Source organism: Deferribacter autotrophicus (assembly GCF_008362905.1).
Taxonomy (GTDB): domain Bacteria; phylum Chrysiogenota; class Deferribacteres; order Deferribacterales; family Deferribacteraceae; genus Deferribacter; species Deferribacter autotrophicus.
In genome coordinates, this window is record NZ_VFJB01000010.1 from 12253 (window position 1) to 34711 (window position 22459).

A 22459-nucleotide genomic window follows, 5' to 3' on the forward strand; every position below is an offset into this window, starting at 1 on the left:
CCTTATTGCTTTTAAACTTTTCTTAAAATCTTAATTTAATGTTACGTCTTTATTTTCCATATGGATAAAACTGCTAATAAGTTTGTTTAACTTATCGATGTATGATTCAATAACCTTTAATTTATACTGCAAAAATTTCCTTTCCTCATCATCAATATCGTCACTCGTAAGCCTTTTATAAATTTTCTCCATCTCCGATAAAAACAGAGTTAAATCTTCCAATCCATCCTTTGCAATATTTACAGCATTCAAATCTTTCGCCTTTAACTCTTTCAAAATATCAATTCCATCCACCTTCTTCATATCCACCCTCTTCACCTTCCATTCCACCCATAACTTCTTCACCTTTTAAATATATTTTGTCAAAAACTTCTCCACAAGATTGACACTCATAATGAAAAATTATCCACAAATCGTTATCCACCATTATTTCAGTGGGATTTAATTCTTCAAGATTTTGCTCTCCACAATATGGACAAAATACTGGTTCCATCTACTCTCCTTTTTTATAAAAAATTTCAATGACTCTACTAAATTCACCTGTTTTCTCAATATTTATTTTAATATAGTTATCAAGCATACTTTCCAAGTTAACCCTTTCTGCCCATTCCACAAACTTTATACCATCCTCTTCTAAGTATTCAAAAAATCCAAAATTTTCAAGTTCAATAAAATTTTTAATACGGTATAAATCGAAATGAAAAATGGTAAATTCTCCTCCTGAATATGTTTGCATAAGAGTAAAGGTTGGACTTGTAATTACATCTGAGCATCCTATACTTTTTGCAACAGATTTTACAAAAAACGTCTTTCCTGCTCCAAGATCCCCCTCAAGGAGTATAATTTCACTGCCCTTTAAATTATTAGCAAACTGCTCTGCAATTTTTTCTGTATCATTTATACTATTACTGATATGCTTCAATTTTATTAAACCCTCTGTAAAGATTTTCGATTACTTCAGTAGTTTTTATACATTTTTCGTTTTTCTCTTCCATCAAAAGTGAAGCTGTCACATTCATCACAAAACATCCAATTTTGGCTGCATCTACCAAAGAATATTTTTGAGCTATAAGACCTCCAATCACTCCAGCAAGACAGTCTCCACTGCCACCTTTTGCAAGAGCTGGTACTCCATTTGAAACTACAAAGAGTAAACCATCAGGTGTAGCAATGATAGTGTCAGCACTTTTCAAGACAAGCACTACACCATATTTTATCGCAAACTCCTTTGCAAGATTTATCCTATCTTTTAAAACCTCATCCTTTGAGACCCCAAGAAGCCTTGCAAACTCACCTATATGAGGAGTAAGCACCGCTCTGTACCTTAATTTTTCAAGCAAGATTTCATCCAAATGAAAAAGCCCATCAGCATCAATTACTGTAAAATGGTCAGTTTTATCAATTAGTTCAGCCAAAAATTCTTTAATCTGATGGTTTCTACCCATCCCACAACCTATAGTCAAAACATCTTTATCCTGCACAAAATCCACAATTGCATTAACTTCATTCAGTGTATAAAAATCTTTACCCTGTACAATGTATGCCATAACTTCAGGATATCTTGACAGATAATAGTAATAATCTTCAAAAATTGCACAGGTTGTAAGGCCAGCTCCTGCCATCAGAGATGCATAGGCTGCCATCACAGGAGCTCCCATTTTTCCTTTTGAACCACCGATAACCACATTGTGCCCAAAATTGCCTTTATGAGAATCAGGCTCTCTCTTGTAAATCAAAGGTAAGTTTTCATAGTTTAACATAAACAACTCAGGATTTACCTTTGAAACGGCAGAGTCCGGTATGGAAATATCCTTAACAACTACTTCACCACACATCTTTTTTGCAGGGTAAAAAACATGTACAATTTTAGGCCTTGCAAGGGTTACGGTCAAATCAGCTTTTACACATTTACCAAAAATTTCATAACTACTACCTGATAATCCGCTCGGTATATCCACTGCAATTTTAAATCCTCTTGAAAAATTAATTTTCTCAATGACCTGCTCAGCCACACCTTTTACTGCTTTGCCCAGTCCAGTACCGAAAATCGCATCAAAAATCACATCATAACTGTCAAACTCAACATTTTCATCATATTGTATAAACTTAACCGGATACTTTTTCAAAATGTCATAATTTATTTTGGCATCACCTTTAAAATCTTCAGGAGGGTAGATCAAAATAACATCCACAGAAAATCCGTTGTTGATAAGATGCCTTGCCACAGCAAGCCCATCTCCACCATTGTTCCCCTTCCCTACTACAACGGCAATTTTATCTTTTTTCACCTCACACTTTAAAAACTCTTCAAAAATCCCCTTTGCCGCATTCTCCATCAAAACAATAGATGGAATTCCAATCTCTTCAATTGTATATCTATCAGCCTCCATCATCTGAGCAGAGCTAAGCACTTCCATCTGTAACCTCCATCATCTTTTTTAACAACATAGGGAGGTTTTCTTTTAACTCATCTGTTGTTGTTGTAGCAGTTCCTACTTTTCCAACCACAATACCGGCAGCAGCATTTGAAAGGATCGCTGCATCTACAAAATTACCACCAGCAGCAAGCGCTGATGTAAACACAGAAATCACAGTATCACCAGCTCCAGTAACATCATAAACCTCTTTTGCCACTGCAGGAATATGTCTAACTTCTTCATCAACAAACACCGTCATCCCTTCCGCACCACGAGTGATAAGAAGTGATTTTGTCCCAAGTTTATTTAGAATATATTTCCCGCACTTAATGAGAGATTCTTCATCCTCTATTTTTATATTAGTAGCTTGTGATGCCTCTTTGTTATTAGGAGTAAGAGAAGTGACATTTTTATAATAATAAAAATTTTCTATCTTAGGATCAACTGTAATAATCTTTTCAGAAAAATTCTCTACAAGCTGTTCAATCAAATATTTAGTTATAACCCCTTTACCATAATCTGACACTATTATAGCATCAAGTTCATCTTTTACTTCTTTTAAATAATCTATTATTTTATCAGTATCTTTCTTTTTTAGCTTATGTTTTTCTTCTTTATCAAATCTCACCATCTGCTGGCTGTGTGCCACAATACGAGTTTTAGTGGATGTCATCCTGCCATCATCTATAAAAAATTGATTTTCAACCCCTCTTTCAACTAAAAGTTGTTCCAATATTTTACCATTACCATCTTTTCCCACAATACCACATAAAAAAACATTTACACCAAGAGCTCTCAAATTAGCCGCCACATTGGCAGCCCCTCCTGGCATTAACACCTCTTTTTTAACATCCACCACAGGCACAGGAGCTTCTGGAGAAATCCTGTCTACAGTTCCATAAATAAAAACATCAAGCATCAAATCGCCAATAACAAGAATTTTGAGTTCTTTAAAATTATCAATTAAAGAATAAAAATGCTTTAAATCAATACTCATCTGTATTCTCTACCTCTTTTGCTTCATCAATAAGCATAACAGGAATATCTTCTCTTATTTCATAAAGAAGTTTGCAATTATCACATACTATCCATTTTTCATCTTTAGAAAGTCTAATATCACCTTTACATTTAGGACAAGCAAGTATATCAAGAAGCTCTTTATTGATTCCCATAACACACCTCTATATTTTTGTTTGCAAACTTTATATATCTAATTTATATTTGATTAAAAAACAAGTGGTAAAATTAGTGGGAGTTTCTTGATGAATGCAATTTTTTACGGATTTTTAGGCAGTTTTATTGCAGGGCTTGCAACTACACTTGGAGCTTTACCTCTTTTTATTATAAAAAATCCTTCGAGAGCTGCTCTAGATTTCATGTTAGGAATATCTGCAGGAATAATGCTCGCTGCCACCATATTCAGTTTGCTTATCCCAGCCATGGATATAGGTGGAATAACCATTACAGTTATTGGATTCCTTGCGGGAGCCATTTTTCTAAATTACATGGAAAAATTTATTCCACATTACCATGTAGAAAAAGGTTATGAAGGTCCTCCATCTAGAATGAGAAAAATTTGGCTTTTTGTACTTGCTATTACATTACATAATTTCCCTGAGGGGTTAGCTGTGGGAGTATCCTTTGGAGGAAACCAAATTCAAAATGGAATATCACTTACAATAGCCATCGGTTTACAAAATATCCCTGAAGGGTTGGCTGTGGCTGCAGCACTTATTTCTGAAGGAAAAAGTATATGGTATGCTACTACCATCACCTTTTTATCTGGAATTGTTGAACCAATAGGAGGATTATTGGGAGCTGGAATCGTTTCAATTATGCTACCATTGTACCCCTTTTTCTTGTCGTTTGCTGCAGGTGCCATGTTTTTCGTAATAAGTGATGAAATTATACCTGAAACTCACAAAGGGGGATATGAAAGACTTGCCACTTTTGGCATAATTGCTGGTTTTGTTGTAATGTTAATTCTTGATAATGCATTGGGATAATTATGAGATATTATACATTCAGTGAATTTCTTAAAAAAAGGTATGGAAAAAAGGTATGGAAAATACCTGTTGATGCCGGTTTTACCTGTCCAAACAGGGATGGCACAAAAGGTATTGGAGGATGTGCATATTGTAATGTCAGTTCTTTTTCAAACATAAGCACTGATGAAATAAAAGATCAGATTTTAACTAAAATAGCAAAACTTGAAAGGCGCAAAATAAACAAATTTATAGTTTATTTCCAGTCATATTCAAATACTCATGCACCAATTAATATAATCAAAGAAAAAATCGAATCAGCACTTGTCGACGACAGAATTGTGGCATTATACGTGGGTACTAGGCCTGACTGTATCGACGAAGAAAAACTTGAATACTTTAAGAATTTAAGCAAAAAAATTGATATAGTGATGGAATACGGACTTCAAACCATCCACAATGTAACACTACAGAAAATAAACCGTGCAAGTACCTTTGAAGAGTTTGACAATGCTTTAAAACTAACCAGAAAATACGAATTACCTGTTTGCGCACATATAATATTAGGTCTACCTGGTGAAAATGAATCAATGATGTACGAAACAGTTAAATATTTAGCAAAAGAGAAGATAGACTTTATTAAATTTCACCACCTTCATATTGTAAAAAATACTAAAATGTGTACAGATTACCAAAAAGGTAAAATAAAGTTATTATCAGAAGATCAGTACATAAAAATTCTTGCTCACAGTATATCTCTCTTGCCTGAAAATACTGTAATAGCAAGGGTTGTAGGAGATGCACCCAACGATTTTCTTATTGCTCCAAATTGGCCAGCAAATAAAAGCGAATTTTTAAAAAAACTTAATAATTATATGGAGACAAATAATCTCTTTCAGGGTAAACTTAAACAATGTTAACCATTTTAGAGTTTATATTTCAATATATCGGTTTAATAATCTCTTTTGTTTTCGCTCTTATAATTTTGTCAGGTAGAAGAGAGGCAAGAGCTACCCTTGCCTGGCTTCTGGTGGTTATATTTTTCCCCTATATTGGTGCCATTTTTTACATTTTTTTTGGCAATTACAGATTAAAAAGAATTGTTGAAAGAAAAATTAGAGATTCAAAAAGAATTCATGTTACTCAGTACCATAGCTATTTACCTGAATATGAACAGAACAAGTTTGGAAAAATTGTAGAGAAAATAACAGGGCTTGAGCCATTTTTATGCAGTGAAATGGAACTTTTACCAAGTGCAATTGAAAAATATTCAAAACTTTTTCAGGATATAAATAATGCAAAAAATTATATTTTACTGGAATACTATGTCTTTCGCCAAGACGATGTTGGAAAATTTTTAATAAAACTTCTGACAAAAAAAGCACGTGAAGGGGTAAAAGTTTTTCTTATTTACGATGGAATTGGTGCTATCGGACTTACACTTAAAAAAACACTTAATCCTTTAATTGAGGCAGGTGGAAAATGTGCTCCTTTTCTATCCCCTTTAAGTTTCAAGACCTTTTCAAGGGTAAATTTTAGAAACCATAGAAAAATCGCCATAATTGATGGAGAAGTCTGTTATACCGGTGGGATAAATATAGGGAATGAGTATGTAGGCGATTTGTTTAATGAACAAAAATGGTACGATGCACATATAAGATTTAGAGGTAATGGGGTAAGATTTGTTGAAGAAATTTTTGCTGAAGATTGGTACTTCATAACCAATGAAGATATCACTGAACTTTTCGATACAAGAGAAATAAAAGGCGGAGATACTACTGTTCATATAATTCCTTCTGGACCAGATCAAGAATCTCCTTACATCTATGATACCCTCTTTACAGTTTTTAATCAGGCCGAACAATCCATTGAAATTATTACTCCCTATCTTGTTCCTGATGCACCCATAATGGAATCACTGAAAAATGCCGCCAAGAGAGGAGTTTTAGTAAAATTAATACTTCCTGGGAAAAATAACCATCCAATGGTGGCTGCGGCAGGTCGCTCATATTATGAAGAATTGCTAGCAGCTGGTGTAAAAATCTACGAAATGAAAGATATCATGCTCCATGCTAAAATAATAAAAGTGGACAATAATTGGGTTACAGTTGGTTCAGCTAATCTTGATATCAGAAGTTTCAGACTTAATTTTGAGCTCAATGTAGTTATTTATTCAAGTGATTTTTCTTACCAGGCTACTCAGCTATTTAACTATTATCTGAACATGTCAAAAGAGATAAATTATGAATATGTAATAAACAGACCATATCGTGTAAGAATCTTTGAAGGTATCTGTCGCACCCTTTCCCCTGTGTTATAATAAAGTAATTCACAATGCAAAATATTACCCCTTATGGTATAATTAATTAGTAGGAGCATCTTATCAGGAGTTTATTAATGAAAATAGTAATTATTGGTGGCATTGCAGGCGGTTTGACTTGCGCCAGCAACATAAAAAGAAAGAAGAAAGACTTTGAAGTGGTAGTTTTTGAAAAAGGTGGTGATGTCTCATATGGAGCATGTGGCATGCCGTACAATCTTATGTTTCCTGATATACCTCCAGAAGAACTGTACGCACTCAGTTTGGATGAAATCATCAATAAACGTGGTGTAGATTACAGGTTAAATCATGAAGTTATAGAGGTGGATTTAAGTTCAAAAATTGTCACTGTGAAAAATGATAAAGGAACATTTCAAGAGAAATATGATAAGCTTGTCATTGCAACAGGAGCAAGAAGTAACAAAATTCCGATATTTAACAATGAACCAGATTCATTCTATTTCAAGACATTGGAAGATTTAAAAAAGGTCAAAGGATATCTCCAAAATAAAGAAGTAAAAACAGTGTGCCTAATCGGTGCCGGTTATGTCAATTTGGAATTAGCAGAAGTTTTTAGTGAAATGGGTAAAAAAATAATAATCCTTGAAAAAATGGATAAAATTTTACCTGCATTTTGTGATGAAGTGAGAAAAAAAGTTTATCACAAGATGAAAGAAAAAAATATCGATTTACATCTGAATGTAGATATCATCTCAAAAACAAAAGGAAAATTGGAAACAAACAAAGGTACATTTGAAGCCGATATGTTCATTATATCAGCTGGAGTGACTCCAAATAGCGAAATGTTTGATGTGGAAAAAGGGGTAAAAAACGCCATAAAGGTAAACAGATATCAACAAACCAACGTAGAAGATGTATATGCCGTAGGAGATGTAACATTAGCATATAATAGAATCATCGATGATTATGTGTATTACCCTCTTGGCACCACAGCCAATAAACAGGGGCGAGTTGCAGCCCACAACATCGTTTATGGAAACACTCTCGAATTTTTCGGCATTGTTCAAACCGCTGTTTTCAAATTTTTTGAATATACAGTCGCCACCACAGGATTAAATGAATTCCAGATGAATCAACTAGATATAGATTTTGAAAAAACTGTCATTATCTCCCATACAAGGGGAGCATACCCTGGCAGAGGACGCTTATCCGTAATTCTATATCACGACAAGGAATCAAGAAAAATACTTGGCTGTCAGATGGTTGGTGAAGATGTTGTAGCAAAAAGAATTGATATTGTGGCTACTGCTATAAGTATGGGAGCTACTGTGGATGAATTTGCATGGTTTGACCTCTCTTATTCTCCACCTTTTTCCCCAGTGTGGGATCCTGTGCTTATTGCAGCACAGAAGGCTATGAAAAAATAAAATAAAAGGAGGTCTGTAATGTTCAAACCAAAAAAAATACTAGTTCCAGTTGATTTTTCAGACGGATCTGAAATATGTTTTGCAAAAGCCTTTGAAATTGCTGAAAATGCTGGCTCAAAAATTGTATTACTTCACGTGATTGAAAAAAAAGATAACGAATTAATTCAAATGTATCTCACAAAAGAACAGATTGAAAAAGTCAATAAAGACATAAAAGAGTATGCCGAGAAAAAAATGGATTCACTCTTAGAACAAGTTGGAACAGGTAAAACAGTAGATGTAGAAAAAAGAATCATTTTTGGAATTTCTTACAATGAAATAGTTGCAGCTACTGAAAATGAAGATTTTGACCTTGTGATAATTGCATCACACGGTAAAAGCAGTATGGAAAAATTCTTCTGTGGTAGTACTACAGAAAAGGTAGTGAGAAGAGCTGCCTGCTCCGTATTAGTGGTAAAAGAGAAAAAATAAAAGAGGGCACCCCCTCTTTTTATTGTCAACTAACAGACTGATCCAAGCAAAATGAAACCACATGTTTCGCCAGAGATTCTGTCGCATCAAAAATATCTACATTTTTATTTTTTTCAATATATGGGAGTAAAATGGGAATTTCAGTACAACCGGCAATTAAACAATCGTAATCTTCGTCTACAATCTTCTCAAATACATCTTTAAAAATATCCACAGCTTTTGTAAAATCTCCAGCCTTTAAAGTATAAATTGAGTTCATTATACTTTGTTGAATTTTGTCATTAAAATCAACTATTTCCAAACCTTTTAACTCAAAAGGGGTATGGTACACTTTTCCGATAAAAGTACCATCTGTTGCCATAAGGCCTATTTTTTTATATTCTTTTTTACTTTTCAAAATATCGCTTAACACAGCTTCCACAATACTTATAAAGGTTACCTGTGTCCGCTTTCTTAACTCTTCTATAAAATAGTGTGCGGTATTGCACGGCATACACAAACAATCGACTCCTGCCTTTTCCAACCGCTCCATTGACTCTAACAAATAAGGAAGCGGATTTTCACCTTTACCATAAAGAAAAGCTGTTCTGTCAGGTATTTGCGGATAATTATCTATTACTACAGGAATATGCTCTTGATCCTTTTTAGCAGGAGTATTTTTTATAATTTTTTTAAAAAGGTCCAGAGTTGCCTCTGGACCCATACCACCGATAATTCCGGCTCTTTTCATTATTTTTCCAATATATTAAAGTCAACTTCGTTTTCAAACTTGGCAACAACAGTTGTACATGTCAAGTCCCCTGCAACGTTGAGAGCTGTTCTACCCATATCAAGTAACGCATCCACACCTAAAATCATAGCATATGCCAAAGACACAGGGCTACTTGCTGAAAGATCTAATCCAACAGAATTTAATACCATGAGAAGCATAATCGCACCGGCTCCAGGAACACCTGCAGTACCGATAGAAGCTAAAACTGCCGTAACAATTACAGTAAGCTGTTGAGAAAAAGTTAAATCCATACCTGTAGCAAAAGCCACAAACATAACACAAACACCTTGATAAATGGCAGTTCCGTCCATGTTAATTGTGGCACCAAGAGGCAATGTAAAGGAATATACACCTTTTGAAACACCAAGCTGATTTTTTGCCACATTCATTGTTACAGGCAATGTCCCACTACTACTTCTTGTAACAAAAGCTGTAATAATAGCTTCTTTTGCTTTACTGAAAAATTTTACAGGTGAAATGCCGGTTACTTTCAACAGGCCTCCATATATTAAAACAAGATGTACAATCAATGCCAAATACACCGTAAGTGTCACAGCACCTAAAGGACCAAAAGCCTTTGCCCCTTGCTTTGCAAACACAATCGCAATAAGCGCAAAAACACCAATAGGTGCATATTCTAAAATCCATTTAACTATTCTGTAAATTACTTCAGCAGCACCGTCAAAGAAATTGAATACAGTTTCAGCTGAATTTCTAATTCTGCTATCTTCACTGCCCCTTAAAAAAGCAAGACCAATACCAATCAGCATGGAAAAGAATATGGTTGGTAAGATTTGTCCTTTGGCAATTGCAGCAAAAGGATTTTTAGGAATAATATTCAAAATTGTATCAACTAAACTAGGAGCATTCGCTTTTTTTACAACTCCTTGTCCAACTGTAGCAAGATCAACACTTGTTCCAGGATGTAACAAATTACCAAAGAACAAACCAATAGCCACAGCAAAAGCTGATGTAACAAGGTAAATAACTAAAACTTTTACACCAATCTTACCTATTCTTGATGGATGAATACTAGCTGAACCTACTATTAAAGATGTAATAACCACAGGCAACACTATCATTTTTAACAGCCTTACGAAGACATCACCGAAAGGCTTCACCCAAAGTATCTTTTCACCAAAAATAATACCACATACTGCACCCAATATTAATCCTATAAGGATTCTTAATAAAAGGTTTGACTTAAAATACAAAGACAACAAAGATTCTCTTTGATTCATTATACACCTCCACAAATTTTAATTTTTAATTTGCAAAAAAGGTGCCAGAAAGCTAATTACTATAACTGATTGATATTTCTGAACACTTATGAAAAGATAAATCAAAATTTTGTGCGCTTTCACACCCCTGGCGTGCTATTTCGCACAACCCATAACTAGCGCTTGCTGAAAAAAATCCCAATGTTTTGTTACAATTGTGTTTTTTAGAAAAACAAACTAAATTTCCCTCAGTTTTTTCTATAATTTATAATGAAAACAGGGGTGTTTTTTAATGAATATTTGCTATAAGCCATTCACTTTACTCAGAGCAACGATAAATTTCTCCCTCCCTATCTCCCTATTCCCCTCAACCTTATCCTGCCCCTATTTTGAACATTTAACTTTTTCTATCTCCCCATTTCCCTTTTACCCTTACAACCTCTACAACCCCTACTACTTTTACTACCCATACTACCCTTACAACTCTTACAACCATTGCCAACCATAAAAACAATTCTCATACTCATAAAAAACAGGGGTGACGCCAGACTTCTCATCCAATTCTATGAAGCAATCTTATTCCTAACTCAATCAAACTATAATAAATTATATTTTTTCATTTTTCTTAATAAAGCATACCTACTGATTCCTAACTTTTCAGCAGCCTTTGTTTTAACAAAATCACTTTCTTCCAATGCCTTTATAATCATTTCTCTTTCCAGCTTATTAATTTCTATAACACTTTTACTTTCTGATAAAGAAAGTCCTTGATAATTATCATCACATTTTATCACAAAATGTTCCGTAGTAATAACCGGCTCATTGGATAAGATAACTGCCCTTTCAATAAGGTTTCTTAGCTCTCTGATATTTCCAGGCCATCGGTATCTCTTAAGAATTGAAATAACCTCTTCATCAAACACCAGCTTTTTATTATATTTTTTCGTGTATTGCTCCAAAAAAAAGTTAGCTAGTTCTATAATATCCTCTCCTCTTTCTCTCAAAGGAGGTATTTTAATATTAATTACATTCAGACGATAATATAAATCTTCACGAAACTTTTTATCTCTCACAAGTTGTTCCAAATCTCTATTTGTAGAAGCTATAACCCTAACATCTATATTAAATTCTTTCACACCTCCAACTCTTCTAAATGTCTTGTTCTCTAAAAAAGAAAGAAGCTTTGCCTGCATATCAAAAGGGATTTCTGCCACTTCATCCAAAAAAAGTGTTCCTTTATCAGCAAGTTCTACTAGCCCTTTTTTACTATTCTTAGCATCTGTAAAAGCCCCTTTTTCAAATCCGAAAAGCTCACTTTCAATCAAATTATCAGGAATAGAAGCACAATTTACCTCTATAAAAGGATTCTCTTTTCTTTTACTCAAGTTATGTATAATTCTAGCGAATAAATTTTTCCCGGTACCGCTTTCTCCCTGAATCAATACCGTTACATCATCCGCATCAGCCACCATCATCAAAAGCTTTTTCAAATCCTTCATTTTTGCACTTGAACCGATCAGCGAATCAATCTCCACACACTCATACTCTTTATTTCTTCTAAAATTCAACTCTTCTAAAATTTTCTTTCTTTCCAACGCCCTTTTTATTATCAAAATAATTTCATCTAACCCGAAAGGCTTATTGATATAATCGTAACAACCCATTTTTATCGCTTCTACTGCTGTATCAAGATTGCCATGAGCAGTTATAACAATTACTTGGGTCAAATTGTTTGATTTTAAAATTTTAGGATAAAGGCTTAGACCATGGCAATCAGGCAAACTCAAATCAAGCAAAACTACATCGGGATCATAGTTTTCCAAATATTTCAGAAAACTGGAACCATCAAAAAATATATCAACAAGAAAATTCTCGTTTCTTAAATTTTTTGCTAAAAATCTTGCAAAATTAACTTCATCATCAACTACTGCAATTCTATACATCTTCATCACACCTTTTAAATTTTAATATAACTTCGGTACCAACCCCTTCATCACTTTTTATATCAAATTCTATATCATTTTCTCTACAAAGACTATAAACAATGGATAACCCCAAGCCAGTCCCGGAATGTTTTGTGGTAAAAAAAGGATCAAAAATCTTTGATATAATCTCTTTTTTAATCCCTTTTCCATTATCAATAATTTTCAATATATATCCTTCCTCGCACCTAAAACCTTTAATATCAATTTCACCATTCTCATCAATTGCTTGAATTGAATTTAGGAGAATATTCAACAATATCTGCTGAAAATGATTTTTATCAAGAAAATACACATATTTTTCTAAATCTAGTTCAACTTTTACTCTTTTAGTATCCATTTGATGTTTCAGCAACCTCAAACAACTTTTTATCTCATTAGATATTTCCACTTTTGTTTTCATCGCTGGAGATGGCTTTGCAAAATTAAGTAGATCAACAATTAACTTACTGACTCTATCTATCTCGTTGTTTAAAATCTCAATAGTCTCCAAATCACAACTTACAGAATCCCTTTTTAAAGACTCCAACCCCATCTTAATACTAGCAAGTGGATTTTTAATCTCATGAGCAATACCTGCGCTTAAAAGCCCTAAAGAAGAAAGTTTTTCAATCTGGATAATTTTTTCCTGAGTTTTTTTCAATTTATCAAGCATTTGATTGAACTGCTCGTAAACGAAATTTATCTCTTTACTGTGAGAATCTGTGATTTTATAATTCAAATTCCCTTTTGCAACTATATCGTAGCTCTCTAACAACGTCTTGTACGGCATCGTAATCCAATTCAAAAAATAAAAACTAAAAATTATAGACAAAAAAACAAAAGATAAAATTAACGCAACAATGGTAACGATTTTGCTTTTATAATTTATAAATACAGCTTTTCTATCAATATAATAATTTAGTTTTATCGGTGCATTTTTTAAAGCCAAAGAAAATATTAAAGGGTCAACTAGTTTTTTATTCTCTTTGTAAAAATAGTTATCGTTAAATATAATCTCTTTTCTTGTTTTATAATTTTTATCGATTGTAAAATCGATAAAAGATTTCAATAACTTTTGCAATTTCACATAGGTACAAACATATCCCAACAACTTTTTATCAAAACTAATTATCGGCTCTTTAAAACTTAAAAAATCATTATCCATTTTACCTTTAGTTTCAATCAAAACTTTTCCGTTTTCTCTTACCAAAGAAACAGAATCAAAACCGAAATAATCACCAAACTCTTTTAATCTCTTATTTAAAAAATCCTTCTTCAAAGGAGAAAGATATTCGGTCATACTCGCTTTGATAATCGATAACTGAGCAATAGCAAACGTACTCTTTCTATATCCGTCTATTTTTTCGTCAATAGAAACGGATATGTTTTTAAGAGAACTGGAAACACTACTTTGCAACTCATTCAAAAAGCTGTTAATGTATTCCTGGGTATAATAATACGTCAAAAGAAGTAATGGTAACAAACCTGTCGCAATATAAAATAAAAAAATATAATATCTTAATCTTACGCCCTTTTTCAGCATAAACTCCCTTTACTTTGCAATACTATTGATTTTAGCAAAAGTCTATAATATATTTGCGTATGCTTGTTTACAGACTTTTTTTCATTATTTTTCTTTTCATCTATTCAACATCAATTTTTGCCGAAGATATTATGAGCAAAATAGAAAAAAATGGAATGATAAAAATAGGTTTTAGAGATCATTTATATCCTTTTTCATATATTGACTCACAAAACAAATTCAGAGGATTTGCAGTTGACTTTGCCAACCTCCTTGTTGAAAAACTAAGTGATCATTTCGGCAAACCAATTAAGCTAATCCCGGTCCAAATTACCACACAAAATAGATTTAATAAAATTGTTAATAACGATATTGACATCGAAATGGGATCAACAACTTATAGTTTTGATAGAGAAAAAATCGTAGATTTCAGCATAATATATTTCTTTTCCGAAACCACCATAATACATAATAAACACAGCATTAAAAACACAAACGACTTAAACGGTAAGATAGTTGCCGTCACCATGAATACAACCAATTATCACTTTTTGATAAAATTCTTGAAAAATCATGATGTTAAACTCAAAAAGCTTATACTTTTGAATGAGCATTTCGATTCACTCCCATTGTTAGAGGAAAGAAAAATTGATGCATTTTGCTCTGATAGAACGATTTTATTAGGTATTATAAAAAAAATAAAAAATAAAGATGATTTCATCATCTCAAATACACCCATCGGCTATGAGCCATATGCTTTTATGCTGCCTGAAAACAACTCCGATTTCAGAGATTTTGTTAACAATTTTTTAATATGGACAATTAAAACAAACATTTATTTCGATATCTATAAAAAATGGTTTAAAATCAATGATACAATAATCCCTATTTCCCCATATTTGAGAGAATATTTATCCGTCATCTCTTTTGATCTACCAGACAACTGGTGGGAAAAAAACTAGTTACTTATCATTGAAAAAATCATTTAAGAGGTTGTCTGGCACCTCAGTTGAATAAAATCAAAAAAGGATGAAGTTATATATGAATAAATACAATTATTCGAGTAAATTCCTTGAGATGCTCGATCACTTCGTTCCTCGCAAAAAAACGTAACGCGTTACGTGTCACACATTACGCGTTACGTTTCACGCATCACGGTATTATAGTCATTGCGAGCGCGAGTGAAGCAATCTCATTCACTCATATTTTCATTACATCTTTATCCTTAACCTTACTTAACCTCAACCTATTTCAAACCTTGAACTATGAACACATGTAATAAAGCATTTGAATAGTATATCGACCACGCATAACTCAAGTTACATTGTTCGGAAATTACAATACGTACGGTGTTATTACACATGTTGAACCTTGAACTTTGAACCTTGAACCTTGAACTTTCTATATCTCTCCCTCCACAAAAAATGAGATGACGCCAGTTACCTTTCTATTAATTTAGAATTATCCTTAATTAGCCTAAATCACTATGTCACAAAATAGTTTGCCTCCGGATGATGAACAATTATAGCGCTTGTGGTATATTCAGGCACCATTTCATAACCCTCAGTCAATTCCACACCGATTTCTTTACCATTAAGCAATTTATGAACTATTAAATTACCCTCTAAATCAGGACAGGATGGATACCCAAAGCTATACCTTCTTCCTTGATATCTCATATTTAAAATCTGCTCTACAGAAAGATCTTCATTCTCAATACCAAGTTCTTTTCTAATAACATGATGCCAGTATTCTGCTAAAGCCTCCGTCAATTCTGTAAAAAAGCCGTGATACAAAAAGTATTCTTTATATTTATTCTCATTAAAAAGCTTTTTGGTGTAATTTACAGGCTTCTCTCCTATAGTCACAAGCTGAATCGGCAGGATATCGAACTTATCAGATTCTAGATCATGAAAATAATCGGCAACACACAGATAAGGGCTTTTTTTCTGTCTTGGAAATTTCATTGTAGCAATATGTTTCTCATCATTATCATAAACAAGTAAATATCTCCCATTACTTTTTACTTTGTAATATCCATAAGCAACGGATAGTTCACAAAGATTTTCTCCAACAATAGTATTTTTAATTTTTTCAAGCTCAGGATAAGCCACTTTCTTCAGCAAATTATTATATTCTTCATCACTCATATCTTTCTTCTTGTAACTCCACCTTGTATAAAAAAGTGTGTAAAGATTCATAAATTTTACCACATCCTCAAAGCTTATGTTTCTCACAACAGCATTTCCAAAAAATGGTGGCTTAGGTGGACTATCCACAGGCTTTATATCACTTCTCACATCCAACTCCTCTTCAACAATTATTTTTTCAACTCTACTTGACTTTTTGTCTATCAAGTTGTTGTTATCATCATCCTTCTTTTCAAGGTATTTAAGGGCGTCAAAAGCATCTCTACAATAAAAAACTTGTCCAGGTAAAATAGGTTCACATTCATTTTTTACAAACCCCTCGGTTAATGCAGCACCGCCTAATAAAATTTTTGCTTTTAAATTATGCCTTTTAATTTCATCAATATTATCTTTCATCACGGTAGTTGATTTCACAAGGAGACCACTCATCCCTATAGCATCCGCATTTACCTCTTTTGCCTTTAAAATCATATCTTCCACTGATACTTTTATCCCGAGATTATACACCTTATATCCATTGTTCGATAAGATTATATCCACAAGATTTTTTCCGATATCATGCACATCCCCTTTTACAGTAGCAAGCACAATAACTCCTTTATTTTCGGAGTCATCTTTCTCCATAAAATTTTCAAGATAAAGTACAGATTTTTTCATCACCTCTGCTGATTGAAGAACAAAAGGTAGTAACATTTTCCCTGCACCGAAAAGATCCCCCACCTCTTTCATCGCCACAATAAGAATATTGTTAATAATATCAATGGGAGAATACTTTTTCAAAAGCTCATCAAGTAATTCTTCCAGTCCCGATTTATCTCCTCTTAAGACCTTCTTCTTCAACTGCTCTTCAGGGGTTAATTTCTCAGCTAATTTATTATCTTCACTCTCATCCACCCTTTTACTGAAATAATCTAGAAATCTTTCAAGAGCTTTTTCTTTACCATAAATCAAATCCAAGCAAAGAGTTACCTCATTTTCAGAAATTCTAGAAAGAGGAATCACTTTTGCAGGATTAACAATTGCCATATCAAGGCCACATTTTACAGCTTCATTCAAAAAAACCGAGTTCAAAATATGTCTTGAATGTGGTGCCAGTCCAAAGGATACATTGCTTACTCCTAAAACCGTTTTAGCGCCCTGTAAGTTCTCTTTTATCATTTTGATAGCATTAAGAGTTTCAGCTGCAGCAAAGGTAAGAGTCTCATCCCCACTACCAATGGAAAAAGTCAGAGGATCAAATATGAGGTCTTCTGGATTAAGCTCGTAATCCTTTGTCCATACATCATATATTCTCTTTGCTATCTGAAACTTTTTTTCAGCCGTCATAGCCATGCCATCTTCATCAATGGTTAGAGCTATAACAGCCGCAGGAAATTTCTTTACAATTTTTAAAATCTTGTGAAGTTTTTCTCCTCCGTCTTCAAAATTAATGGAGTTGATTACAGGTTTTCCTGCATATCTTTTAAGAGCATTTTCAATAACAAGTGGCTCCGTAGAATCAATGACTATAGGTATAGTCAAAGCAGTATTTATCATCGAAACAAATCTACTCATATCATTTACTTCATTGCGCTCGGCATAAGCCACACACACATCTATTAAATGAGCACCAGCATCTTCCTGCTCTTTAGCCACATTTACCATTCCATCAAAATCATCTTTTAACAAAAGTTCCCTAAACGCTTTACTCCCATTAGCATTTGCTCTCTCGCCAATAAGGGTTGGTGGTGGTGATTGCATAAGCTTTGTGGATGTATACAGACTTGCAGCTTCTCCTTTGTATTCGTATCTTTTTTTAGCTTTAGGTTTAAAAGAGTTTGCCACCATCCTCAAAGCCGCAATATGTTCATAGGTGGTTCCACAACACCCACCAATTAGATCCAACCCATATTTCTCACATAAATCAGCCATAATTTCAGCCATCTTTTCAGGAGTAAGATCATATACAAATTTCCCATTTATATTCTGAGGCAATCCGGCATTCGGGATACATGAAATCTTTCTATCCCACAACTCACTCAACTGTTTTAACGGCTCATACATCAAATCAGGTCCCACAGCACAGTTTATTCCTAAAGAAAAAATAGGATAATCTCTCAATACCGTAGTCACAGCGCTTAAATCCGATCCTAAAAGCATTGTTCCGTTCTGCTCTATTGTCACGGATACCATTACGGGCAGTTCTTTATCTTTTTTATTCAACGTATTAAATGCAGCAAGTAGTGCTGATTTTATCTGCAATAAGTCTTGACACGTTTCGATTAAAAGCAAATCCACACCACCGTCGATCAGTCCCGAAATCTGCTCCTCATACATTTTATACAAATCATCAAAAGAAATCTGTCCAAGACTCGGCAATTTGGTGCCCGGACCTATAGAACCTGCCACAAATTTATTTTCAAATTTATCTGCAGCTTTTCTTGCGATTTTTGCTGCAGTAAAATTTATATCATAAACTTTATCTTCGAGATTATACTCTGAAAGGACAAGTCTTGACGCACCAAAAGTATTTGTCTCCACTACATCTGCGCCAGCTTTAAAAAACCCGGTATGAATATCTTCAATTATTTCAGGGTAAGTAAGATTCAATACTTCATTACAACCAACTCTTCCATTCCACTTGTCCTCAGGAATTTCTAATTTCTGAATAGAAGTCCCCATCCCTCCATCAAAAAGAACTACGTTATCTTTAGCAAACTCCCTAAACATTTTCACCTCTAAAAAATTACTTTTATATTTATAATTGTTTGTTTTTAACAATGAAATGATAACTTTTCAACAAATTATTAAGATTTCTAAGACTTTAAAAAACTTTGTAGGGTGTGGTTTTATACCACACCCTACAAATCCATAATCTACCACCTAATAATCTTTAATTTAAAATTCAAGCCATCTTACACAGCGTACAATCCTAACCTCATAAATTCTTTATAAATACATTTATCCATGATAATAGGAACGCCTGCTTCTTCGGCAATTTTTTTAGCCTCTTCAGAATAAACCTCTTCCTGCAGCCAGATTAACTTTGCACCTTTTTTTATGGATTCTTTCACAATCTCCGGAGCAAATTCGCTTCTTCTAAAAACATCCACTATATCCGGTGTAACAGGAACATCAGAAATTGATTTATATGCCTTAACACCTAAAACTTCTTCCTCTTTAGGATTTACGGGAAAACAGTTATACCCCTTTTGCATCAAAAATTTCATAATACCGTTACTTGCCCTCTCAGGATTATTTGAAGCGCCCACAATAACAATATTTTTTGCATTTTCTAAGAACTCTTTCAAGAAATCATCTGTAATTTGCATCTTATCATCCCCCTATGTAGTAAGATTATCTATGATGGTACCCAGCATTTCATCCGCTGTCTTTATACTTTTCATATTTGCTTGAAAATATCTTTGATTAACTATCATATTTACTATTTCTCTTGCCATATCTACATTGGAAGCTTCAAGATAACCAGGCAAAATTTCATAACTATTTTCGGGGATCTTTTTTCCCGATGAGCTAAATATCTCGATTTTACCCAAAGGTTCTTTATCGATATACACCGTCCCATCAGGAGCAACTCTCACCTCTCCTGTTTTCCCGATACTTAACAAAATTCTTCCATTACTATCCACTATATTTCCATCTTTATCCATCTTAAAATTACCGTTTCTTGTGAAAACTTCTCCATTATTATCTGCAAGTTTAAAATAACCGTTACCATTAATTGCCAAATCAAGATTTCTTCCGGTATAAATTAAATATCCAGGTGACTTAGTATCTCGCAGAGAATAAACTTTTACGCCATCTTTTGAGAGTTCCTGATTATATGTTACTATTTTTTTATATCCAGGCGTATTTACATTAGCTATATTGTTAGCCGTATTTTCCTGATATACTGTGGCAGCATTTAATGCACTTAAAGCACTGTACAACCCTTTTATCATACTCCTAATCTAATTCACTCAAAAACTTTTTTCAACAAATATGATATACAATGTTCAATGTTCAACGTTCAAAGTTATAATTCAAAATTCAAAATCCAAAATTAATTCATTATCTTTCTACTTTCCTACATACCATTACAAAGCAAAGCAATCTAAGTACTATCAGTAAGTCATGACTCGACACTCTTCAGTACAACACCCCCGATTCGCGAATCGAATACCATACACTCACCATTCGTTCTGCCTAAACTTCAACCTTGAACTTTGAACGTTGAACATTGAACATTGAACTTTTTCTATCTTCCACTACTTTTAACACATTACAACCTTATTTCATTAAAATTTGACTATAATCAAAGAAAAAGATAAATCTACTCCTATTATTAGTTGCAGAATAAAATAAAGAGGTGAAAAGAAAAATGAAACCAGATATAAAAATAAAGGATCTTTTACAGAAAAAACCAAAAGCTGTAAATTTTTTCAAAAGTATTGGTTTTAAAAATATCGAAAAGGAAAATAGCCCTTTAAGATTGCTCACATTAAACTCTTTAGCCAATATGAAAAAGATAAATGTGGATACTCTAATAAGCCAATTGGAAGAATATCTTGAAATAGAAGAAAACAAAGCAGATATCACTCTCTTAGAGCAAAATAAAAAAGGTGATATAACCATTGCCGGTGTATTACCATGCCCTGTAAGAATACCTTTACTTGAGAAAATTAACGAAAAGATAGAAGAATTTGAACTCTCCAAAAATCATCAGGTAAACATTAACCTTGAGTCCGCATCAAAAGGCCTTGAATGGATGAAAGAAATAATAGACTTTGATAACCCTGATACTATCCCTGACATCTCTATTTCTGCAGGCTTTGAATTCTTTTTATACGAAAAATCCAAAAAATTAATCAAAAAAGGTTTTTTTGAAGATGTGGTACCAACCCCTTTAAATAGCGATTTTGAAGATATAAATCTCAAAGATCCTTACAATGCACTCTCCGTTTTTTCCGTGGTACCTGCCATCTTTATGGTAAATTTGGAAGAGTTAAATGGCAGGGAAATACCAAAATCATGGAAAGATCTCATTTTCGGTGATTATGAAAATCTTGTTTCAATACCCGTTGGAGATTTTGACTTGTTCAACAGTATATTAATCCACATCTATGCTGATTATGGTGAGGAAGGGATTGAAAGATTACAAAAAATCATGTTTACTGGACTTCATCCGACGGTTGCGGTAAAAACTCAGCAAATGAAAAACAGTCAAAAACCTGCTGTAACCGTTATGCCTTACTTCTTTTCCAGAATGGTGGGCAACTTACAAACGGTAAAAATTATCTGGCCAGAAGATGGAGCAATTATCAGTCCTATCTTTGCTCTTGTTAGAAAAGATAAAAAAGATAAAATAAAACCTCTTACTGATGCTCTCATATCAAAAGAAGTGGGTGAAATATTATCTCACAGAGGACTTTTCCCATCTTTAAACCCTGAAGTAAAAAACACACTTATTGAGCCCGGAAACTTCAAATGGGTGGGCTGGAACTATTTATTTGAAAACAATGTTGAAGAGTTAATAATTAGACTTAATAAACGTTTCGAATCATTAGCAGGAGTTGTCAAATGAAACTTATAACAGTAAGCGGTCCTCCATCATCAGGGAAAACAAGTATTATTATTAAAGCCACTGATGAACTGCAAAATAGAGGTTTAAAAGTAGCAGTGGTAAAATTTGACTGTCTTTCCACTGATGATGATAAGATTTATGCTAAAAAAGGTGTACTTGTAAAAAAAGGATTATCAGGCTCCATCTGTCCAGATCATTATTTTGTAAGTAATATTGAGGAATGTTTTAATTGGGCAAAAGAGCAAAATGTTGATATCCTGATAAGTGAAAGTGCAGGACTTTGCAACAGATGTTCACCACATATAAAAGACATTTTAGCTGTTTGCGTTATCGATAATTTATCAGGGATTAACACCCCAAAAAAAATCGGCCCAATGCTTAAAGGTGCCGATATAGTCGTCATTACAAAGGGTGATATCGTATCTCAAGCTGAAAGAGAGGTTTTTGCATTGAAAGTCAAAATCGTTAATCCAAAGGCATTCATTATGCATGTAAACGGCATCACAGGCCAGGGAGCAAATGAACTTGTAAACCTTCTTTTAAAAGCAAAAGATACAGACTCAATCACTGAAAATAAATTAAGATTTCCCATGCCGGCAGCTGTTTGCTCTTATTGCCTTGGTGAAACAAGAATCGGCAAACAGTATCAAATGGGAAATGTAAGAAAAATGGAAATGGGTGAGTAAT

21 protein-coding genes are annotated in these 22459 nt (G+C 33.6%); 8 read left to right on the forward strand and 13 right to left on the reverse strand.

Translation table 11 applies throughout. The features are described from left to right. Positions 1-30: 30 nt before the first annotated feature. Genes FHQ18_RS11885 through FHQ18_RS11910 form a run of 6 tightly spaced genes read right to left on the reverse strand, consistent with a single transcriptional unit; the run spans position 31 to position 3589 of the window. Positions 31-303, reverse strand: coding sequence for a hypothetical protein (locus tag FHQ18_RS11885; RefSeq protein WP_149267398.1), 273 nt, complete (start codon positions 301-303; stop codon positions 31-33). After that, positions 281-493 carry a hypothetical protein gene (locus FHQ18_RS11890; protein WP_149267399.1) on the reverse strand — a complete coding sequence of 71 codons (213 nt, stop codon included), beginning with the start codon at positions 491-493 and terminating at the stop codon, positions 281-283. Before FHQ18_RS11890 ends, FHQ18_RS11885 begins: the two co-directional genes overlap by 23 nt. Beyond that, entirely contained in the window at positions 494-922 is a 429-nt protein-coding gene (gene tsaE / locus FHQ18_RS11895) for a tRNA (adenosine(37)-N6)-threonylcarbamoyltransferase complex ATPase subunit type 1 TsaE (RefSeq protein WP_188020417.1), read from the reverse strand. It abuts the gene before it with no gap. Beyond that, positions 906-2417, reverse strand: a complete 1512-nt coding sequence (locus FHQ18_RS11900) for an NAD(P)H-hydrate dehydratase (protein WP_149267401.1) — start codon at positions 2415-2417, stop codon at positions 906-908. The genes tsaE and FHQ18_RS11900 overlap by 17 nt, the downstream gene beginning before the upstream one ends. Continuing rightward, the gene (gene rfaE1 / locus FHQ18_RS11905) at positions 2404-3414 is read right to left on the reverse strand and encodes a D-glycero-beta-D-manno-heptose-7-phosphate kinase (RefSeq protein ID WP_149267402.1); all 1011 of its coding nucleotides are present in this window, start codon (positions 3412-3414) and stop codon (positions 2404-2406) included. Before rfaE1 ends, FHQ18_RS11900 begins: the two co-directional genes overlap by 14 nt. Then, on the reverse strand, positions 3404-3589 hold the full coding sequence (locus tag FHQ18_RS11910; protein WP_149267403.1) for a Trm112 family protein: 186 nt from the start codon (positions 3587-3589) through the stop codon (positions 3404-3406). The genes rfaE1 and FHQ18_RS11910 overlap by 11 nt, the downstream gene beginning before the upstream one ends. 90 nt (positions 3590-3679) lie before the next feature. Between FHQ18_RS11910 and FHQ18_RS11915 the strand changes: the two genes are divergently transcribed. The 5 genes from FHQ18_RS11915 (at position 3680) to FHQ18_RS11935 (ending at position 8581) form a co-directional block, all read left to right on the forward strand. Further along, complete coding sequence (locus tag FHQ18_RS11915) at positions 3680-4423, forward strand: ZIP family metal transporter (RefSeq protein ID WP_149267404.1); 744 nt, start codon at positions 3680-3682, stop codon at positions 4421-4423. A 2-nt stretch (positions 4424-4425) separates the two neighbouring features. Beyond that, positions 4426-5322: a tRNA modification radical SAM protein MnmL/YtqA gene (mnmL, locus tag FHQ18_RS11920; RefSeq protein WP_149267405.1), complete on the forward strand. Its 897-nt coding sequence runs from the start codon at positions 4426-4428 to the stop codon at positions 5320-5322. Beyond that, complete coding sequence (cls, locus tag FHQ18_RS11925) at positions 5316-6722, forward strand: cardiolipin synthase (protein WP_149267406.1); 1407 nt, start codon at positions 5316-5318, stop codon at positions 6720-6722. Before mnmL ends, cls begins: the two co-directional genes overlap by 7 nt. 77 nt (positions 6723-6799) lie before the next feature. Next, positions 6800-8110: an FAD-dependent oxidoreductase gene (locus FHQ18_RS11930; RefSeq protein WP_149267407.1), complete on the forward strand. Its 1311-nt coding sequence runs from the start codon at positions 6800-6802 to the stop codon at positions 8108-8110. 18 nt (positions 8111-8128) lie between these two features. Then, positions 8129-8581: a universal stress protein gene (locus FHQ18_RS11935; RefSeq protein ID WP_149267408.1), complete on the forward strand. Its 453-nt coding sequence runs from the start codon at positions 8129-8131 to the stop codon at positions 8579-8581. A 25-nt stretch (positions 8582-8606) separates the two neighbouring features. Here the strand turns inward: FHQ18_RS11935 and cuyB are convergent, their stop codons facing one another. The 4 genes from cuyB to FHQ18_RS11955 all read right to left on the reverse strand — a co-directional run bounded on the left by cuyB (position 8607) and on the right by FHQ18_RS11955 (position 14080). Then, a complete protein-coding gene (gene cuyB, locus FHQ18_RS11940; RefSeq protein ID WP_149267409.1) occupies positions 8607-9311 on the reverse strand; it encodes a cysteate racemase in 705 nt (234 codons plus the stop codon). After that, positions 9311-10594, reverse strand: a complete 1284-nt coding sequence (locus FHQ18_RS11945) for a dicarboxylate/amino acid:cation symporter (protein ID WP_149267410.1) — start codon at positions 10592-10594, stop codon at positions 9311-9313. Before FHQ18_RS11945 ends, cuyB begins: the two co-directional genes overlap by 1 nt. Positions 10595-11169: 575 nt before the next feature. Further along, positions 11170-12516: a sigma-54-dependent transcriptional regulator gene (locus FHQ18_RS11950; RefSeq protein ID WP_223144622.1), complete on the reverse strand. Its 1347-nt coding sequence runs from the start codon at positions 12514-12516 to the stop codon at positions 11170-11172. Further along, on the reverse strand, positions 12509-14080 hold the full coding sequence (locus FHQ18_RS11955) for an ATP-binding protein (RefSeq protein WP_149267412.1): 1572 nt from the start codon (positions 14078-14080) through the stop codon (positions 12509-12511). Before FHQ18_RS11955 ends, FHQ18_RS11950 begins: the two co-directional genes overlap by 8 nt. Before the next feature lie 59 nt (positions 14081-14139). On the opposite strand from FHQ18_RS11955, the gene FHQ18_RS11960 reads away from it, so the two are divergent. Beyond that, on the forward strand, positions 14140-15021 hold the full coding sequence (locus tag FHQ18_RS11960) for an amino acid ABC transporter substrate-binding protein (RefSeq protein WP_149267413.1): 882 nt from the start codon (positions 14140-14142) through the stop codon (positions 15019-15021). A gap of 522 nt (positions 15022-15543) precedes the next feature. On the opposite strand, the gene metH is transcribed toward FHQ18_RS11960, so the two are convergent. The 3 genes from metH to FHQ18_RS11975 all read right to left on the reverse strand — a co-directional run bounded on the left by metH (position 15544) and on the right by FHQ18_RS11975 (position 20150). Beyond that, complete coding sequence (gene metH, locus FHQ18_RS11965; RefSeq protein WP_149267414.1) at positions 15544-18918, reverse strand: methionine synthase; 3375 nt, start codon at positions 18916-18918, stop codon at positions 15544-15546. 185 nt (positions 18919-19103) lie between these two features. Further along, complete coding sequence (locus FHQ18_RS11970; protein ID WP_149267415.1) at positions 19104-19520, reverse strand: CoA-binding protein; 417 nt, start codon at positions 19518-19520, stop codon at positions 19104-19106. 12 nt (positions 19521-19532) lie between these two features. Beyond that, on the reverse strand, positions 19533-20150 hold the full coding sequence (locus FHQ18_RS11975; RefSeq protein ID WP_149267416.1) for a flagellar hook-basal body protein: 618 nt from the start codon (positions 20148-20150) through the stop codon (positions 19533-19535). 419 nt (positions 20151-20569) lie between these two features. On the opposite strand from FHQ18_RS11975, the gene FHQ18_RS11980 reads away from it, so the two are divergent. Together FHQ18_RS11980 and FHQ18_RS11985 are read left to right on the forward strand one after the other, a co-directional pair. Further along, positions 20570-21772, forward strand: coding sequence for an ABC transporter substrate-binding protein (locus FHQ18_RS11980; protein WP_149267417.1), 1203 nt, complete (start codon positions 20570-20572; stop codon positions 21770-21772). Next, positions 21769-22458, forward strand: a complete 690-nt coding sequence (locus FHQ18_RS11985; RefSeq protein WP_149267418.1) for a GTP-binding protein — start codon at positions 21769-21771, stop codon at positions 22456-22458. Before FHQ18_RS11980 ends, FHQ18_RS11985 begins: the two co-directional genes overlap by 4 nt. The last annotated feature ends 1 nt before the right edge of the window (position 22459 follow it).

What these genes read in the sequence shown, in the direction of transcription:
- FHQ18_RS11980 (WP_149267417.1), top strand. Translation starts at nt 20,570, where the DNA reads ATGAAACCAGATATAAAAATAAAGGATCTTTTACAGAAAAAACCAAAA.
- cls (WP_149267406.1), top strand. Translation starts at nt 5,316, where the DNA reads ATGTTAACCATTTTAGAGTTTATATTTCAATATATCGGTTTAATAATC.
- FHQ18_RS11945 (WP_149267410.1), bottom strand. Translation starts at nt 10,594, where the DNA reads ATGAATCAAAGAGAATCTTTGTTGTCTTTGTATTTTAAGTCAAACCTT.
- mnmL (WP_149267405.1), top strand. Translation starts at nt 4,426, where the DNA reads ATGAGATATTATACATTCAGTGAATTTCTTAAAAAAAGGTATGGAAAA.
- FHQ18_RS11955 (WP_149267412.1), bottom strand. Translation starts at nt 14,080, where the DNA reads ATGCTGAAAAAGGGCGTAAGATTAAGATATTATATTTTTTTATTTTAT.
- FHQ18_RS11970 (WP_149267415.1), bottom strand. Translation starts at nt 19,520, where the DNA reads ATGCAAATTACAGATGATTTCTTGAAAGAGTTCTTAGAAAATGCAAAA.
- FHQ18_RS11975 (WP_149267416.1), bottom strand. Translation starts at nt 20,150, where the DNA reads ATGATAAAAGGGTTGTACAGTGCTTTAAGTGCATTAAATGCTGCCACA.
- FHQ18_RS11890 (WP_149267399.1), bottom strand. Translation starts at nt 493, where the DNA reads ATGGAACCAGTATTTTGTCCATATTGTGGAGAGCAAAATCTTGAAGAA.
- cuyB (WP_149267409.1), bottom strand. Translation starts at nt 9,311, where the DNA reads ATGAAAAGAGCCGGAATTATCGGTGGTATGGGTCCAGAGGCAACTCTG.
- FHQ18_RS11915 (WP_149267404.1), top strand. Translation starts at nt 3,680, where the DNA reads ATGAATGCAATTTTTTACGGATTTTTAGGCAGTTTTATTGCAGGGCTT.
- FHQ18_RS11900 (WP_149267401.1), bottom strand. Translation starts at nt 2,417, where the DNA reads ATGGAAGTGCTTAGCTCTGCTCAGATGATGGAGGCTGATAGATATACA.
- FHQ18_RS11950 (WP_223144622.1), bottom strand. Translation starts at nt 12,516, where the DNA reads ATGTATAGAATTGCAGTAGTTGATGATGAAGTTAATTTTGCAAGATTT.
- metH (WP_149267414.1), bottom strand. Translation starts at nt 18,918, where the DNA reads ATGTTTAGGGAGTTTGCTAAAGATAACGTAGTTCTTTTTGATGGAGGG.
- FHQ18_RS11935 (WP_149267408.1), top strand. Translation starts at nt 8,129, where the DNA reads ATGTTCAAACCAAAAAAAATACTAGTTCCAGTTGATTTTTCAGACGGA.
- rfaE1 (WP_149267402.1), bottom strand. Translation starts at nt 3,414, where the DNA reads ATGAGTATTGATTTAAAGCATTTTTATTCTTTAATTGATAATTTTAAA.
- FHQ18_RS11930 (WP_149267407.1), top strand. Translation starts at nt 6,800, where the DNA reads ATGAAAATAGTAATTATTGGTGGCATTGCAGGCGGTTTGACTTGCGCC.
- FHQ18_RS11910 (WP_149267403.1), bottom strand. Translation starts at nt 3,589, where the DNA reads ATGGGAATCAATAAAGAGCTTCTTGATATACTTGCTTGTCCTAAATGT.
- FHQ18_RS11885 (WP_149267398.1), bottom strand. Translation starts at nt 303, where the DNA reads ATGAAGAAGGTGGATGGAATTGATATTTTGAAAGAGTTAAAGGCGAAA.
- FHQ18_RS11960 (WP_149267413.1), top strand. Translation starts at nt 14,140, where the DNA reads ATGCTTGTTTACAGACTTTTTTTCATTATTTTTCTTTTCATCTATTCA.
- FHQ18_RS11985 (WP_149267418.1), top strand. Translation starts at nt 21,769, where the DNA reads ATGAAACTTATAACAGTAAGCGGTCCTCCATCATCAGGGAAAACAAGT.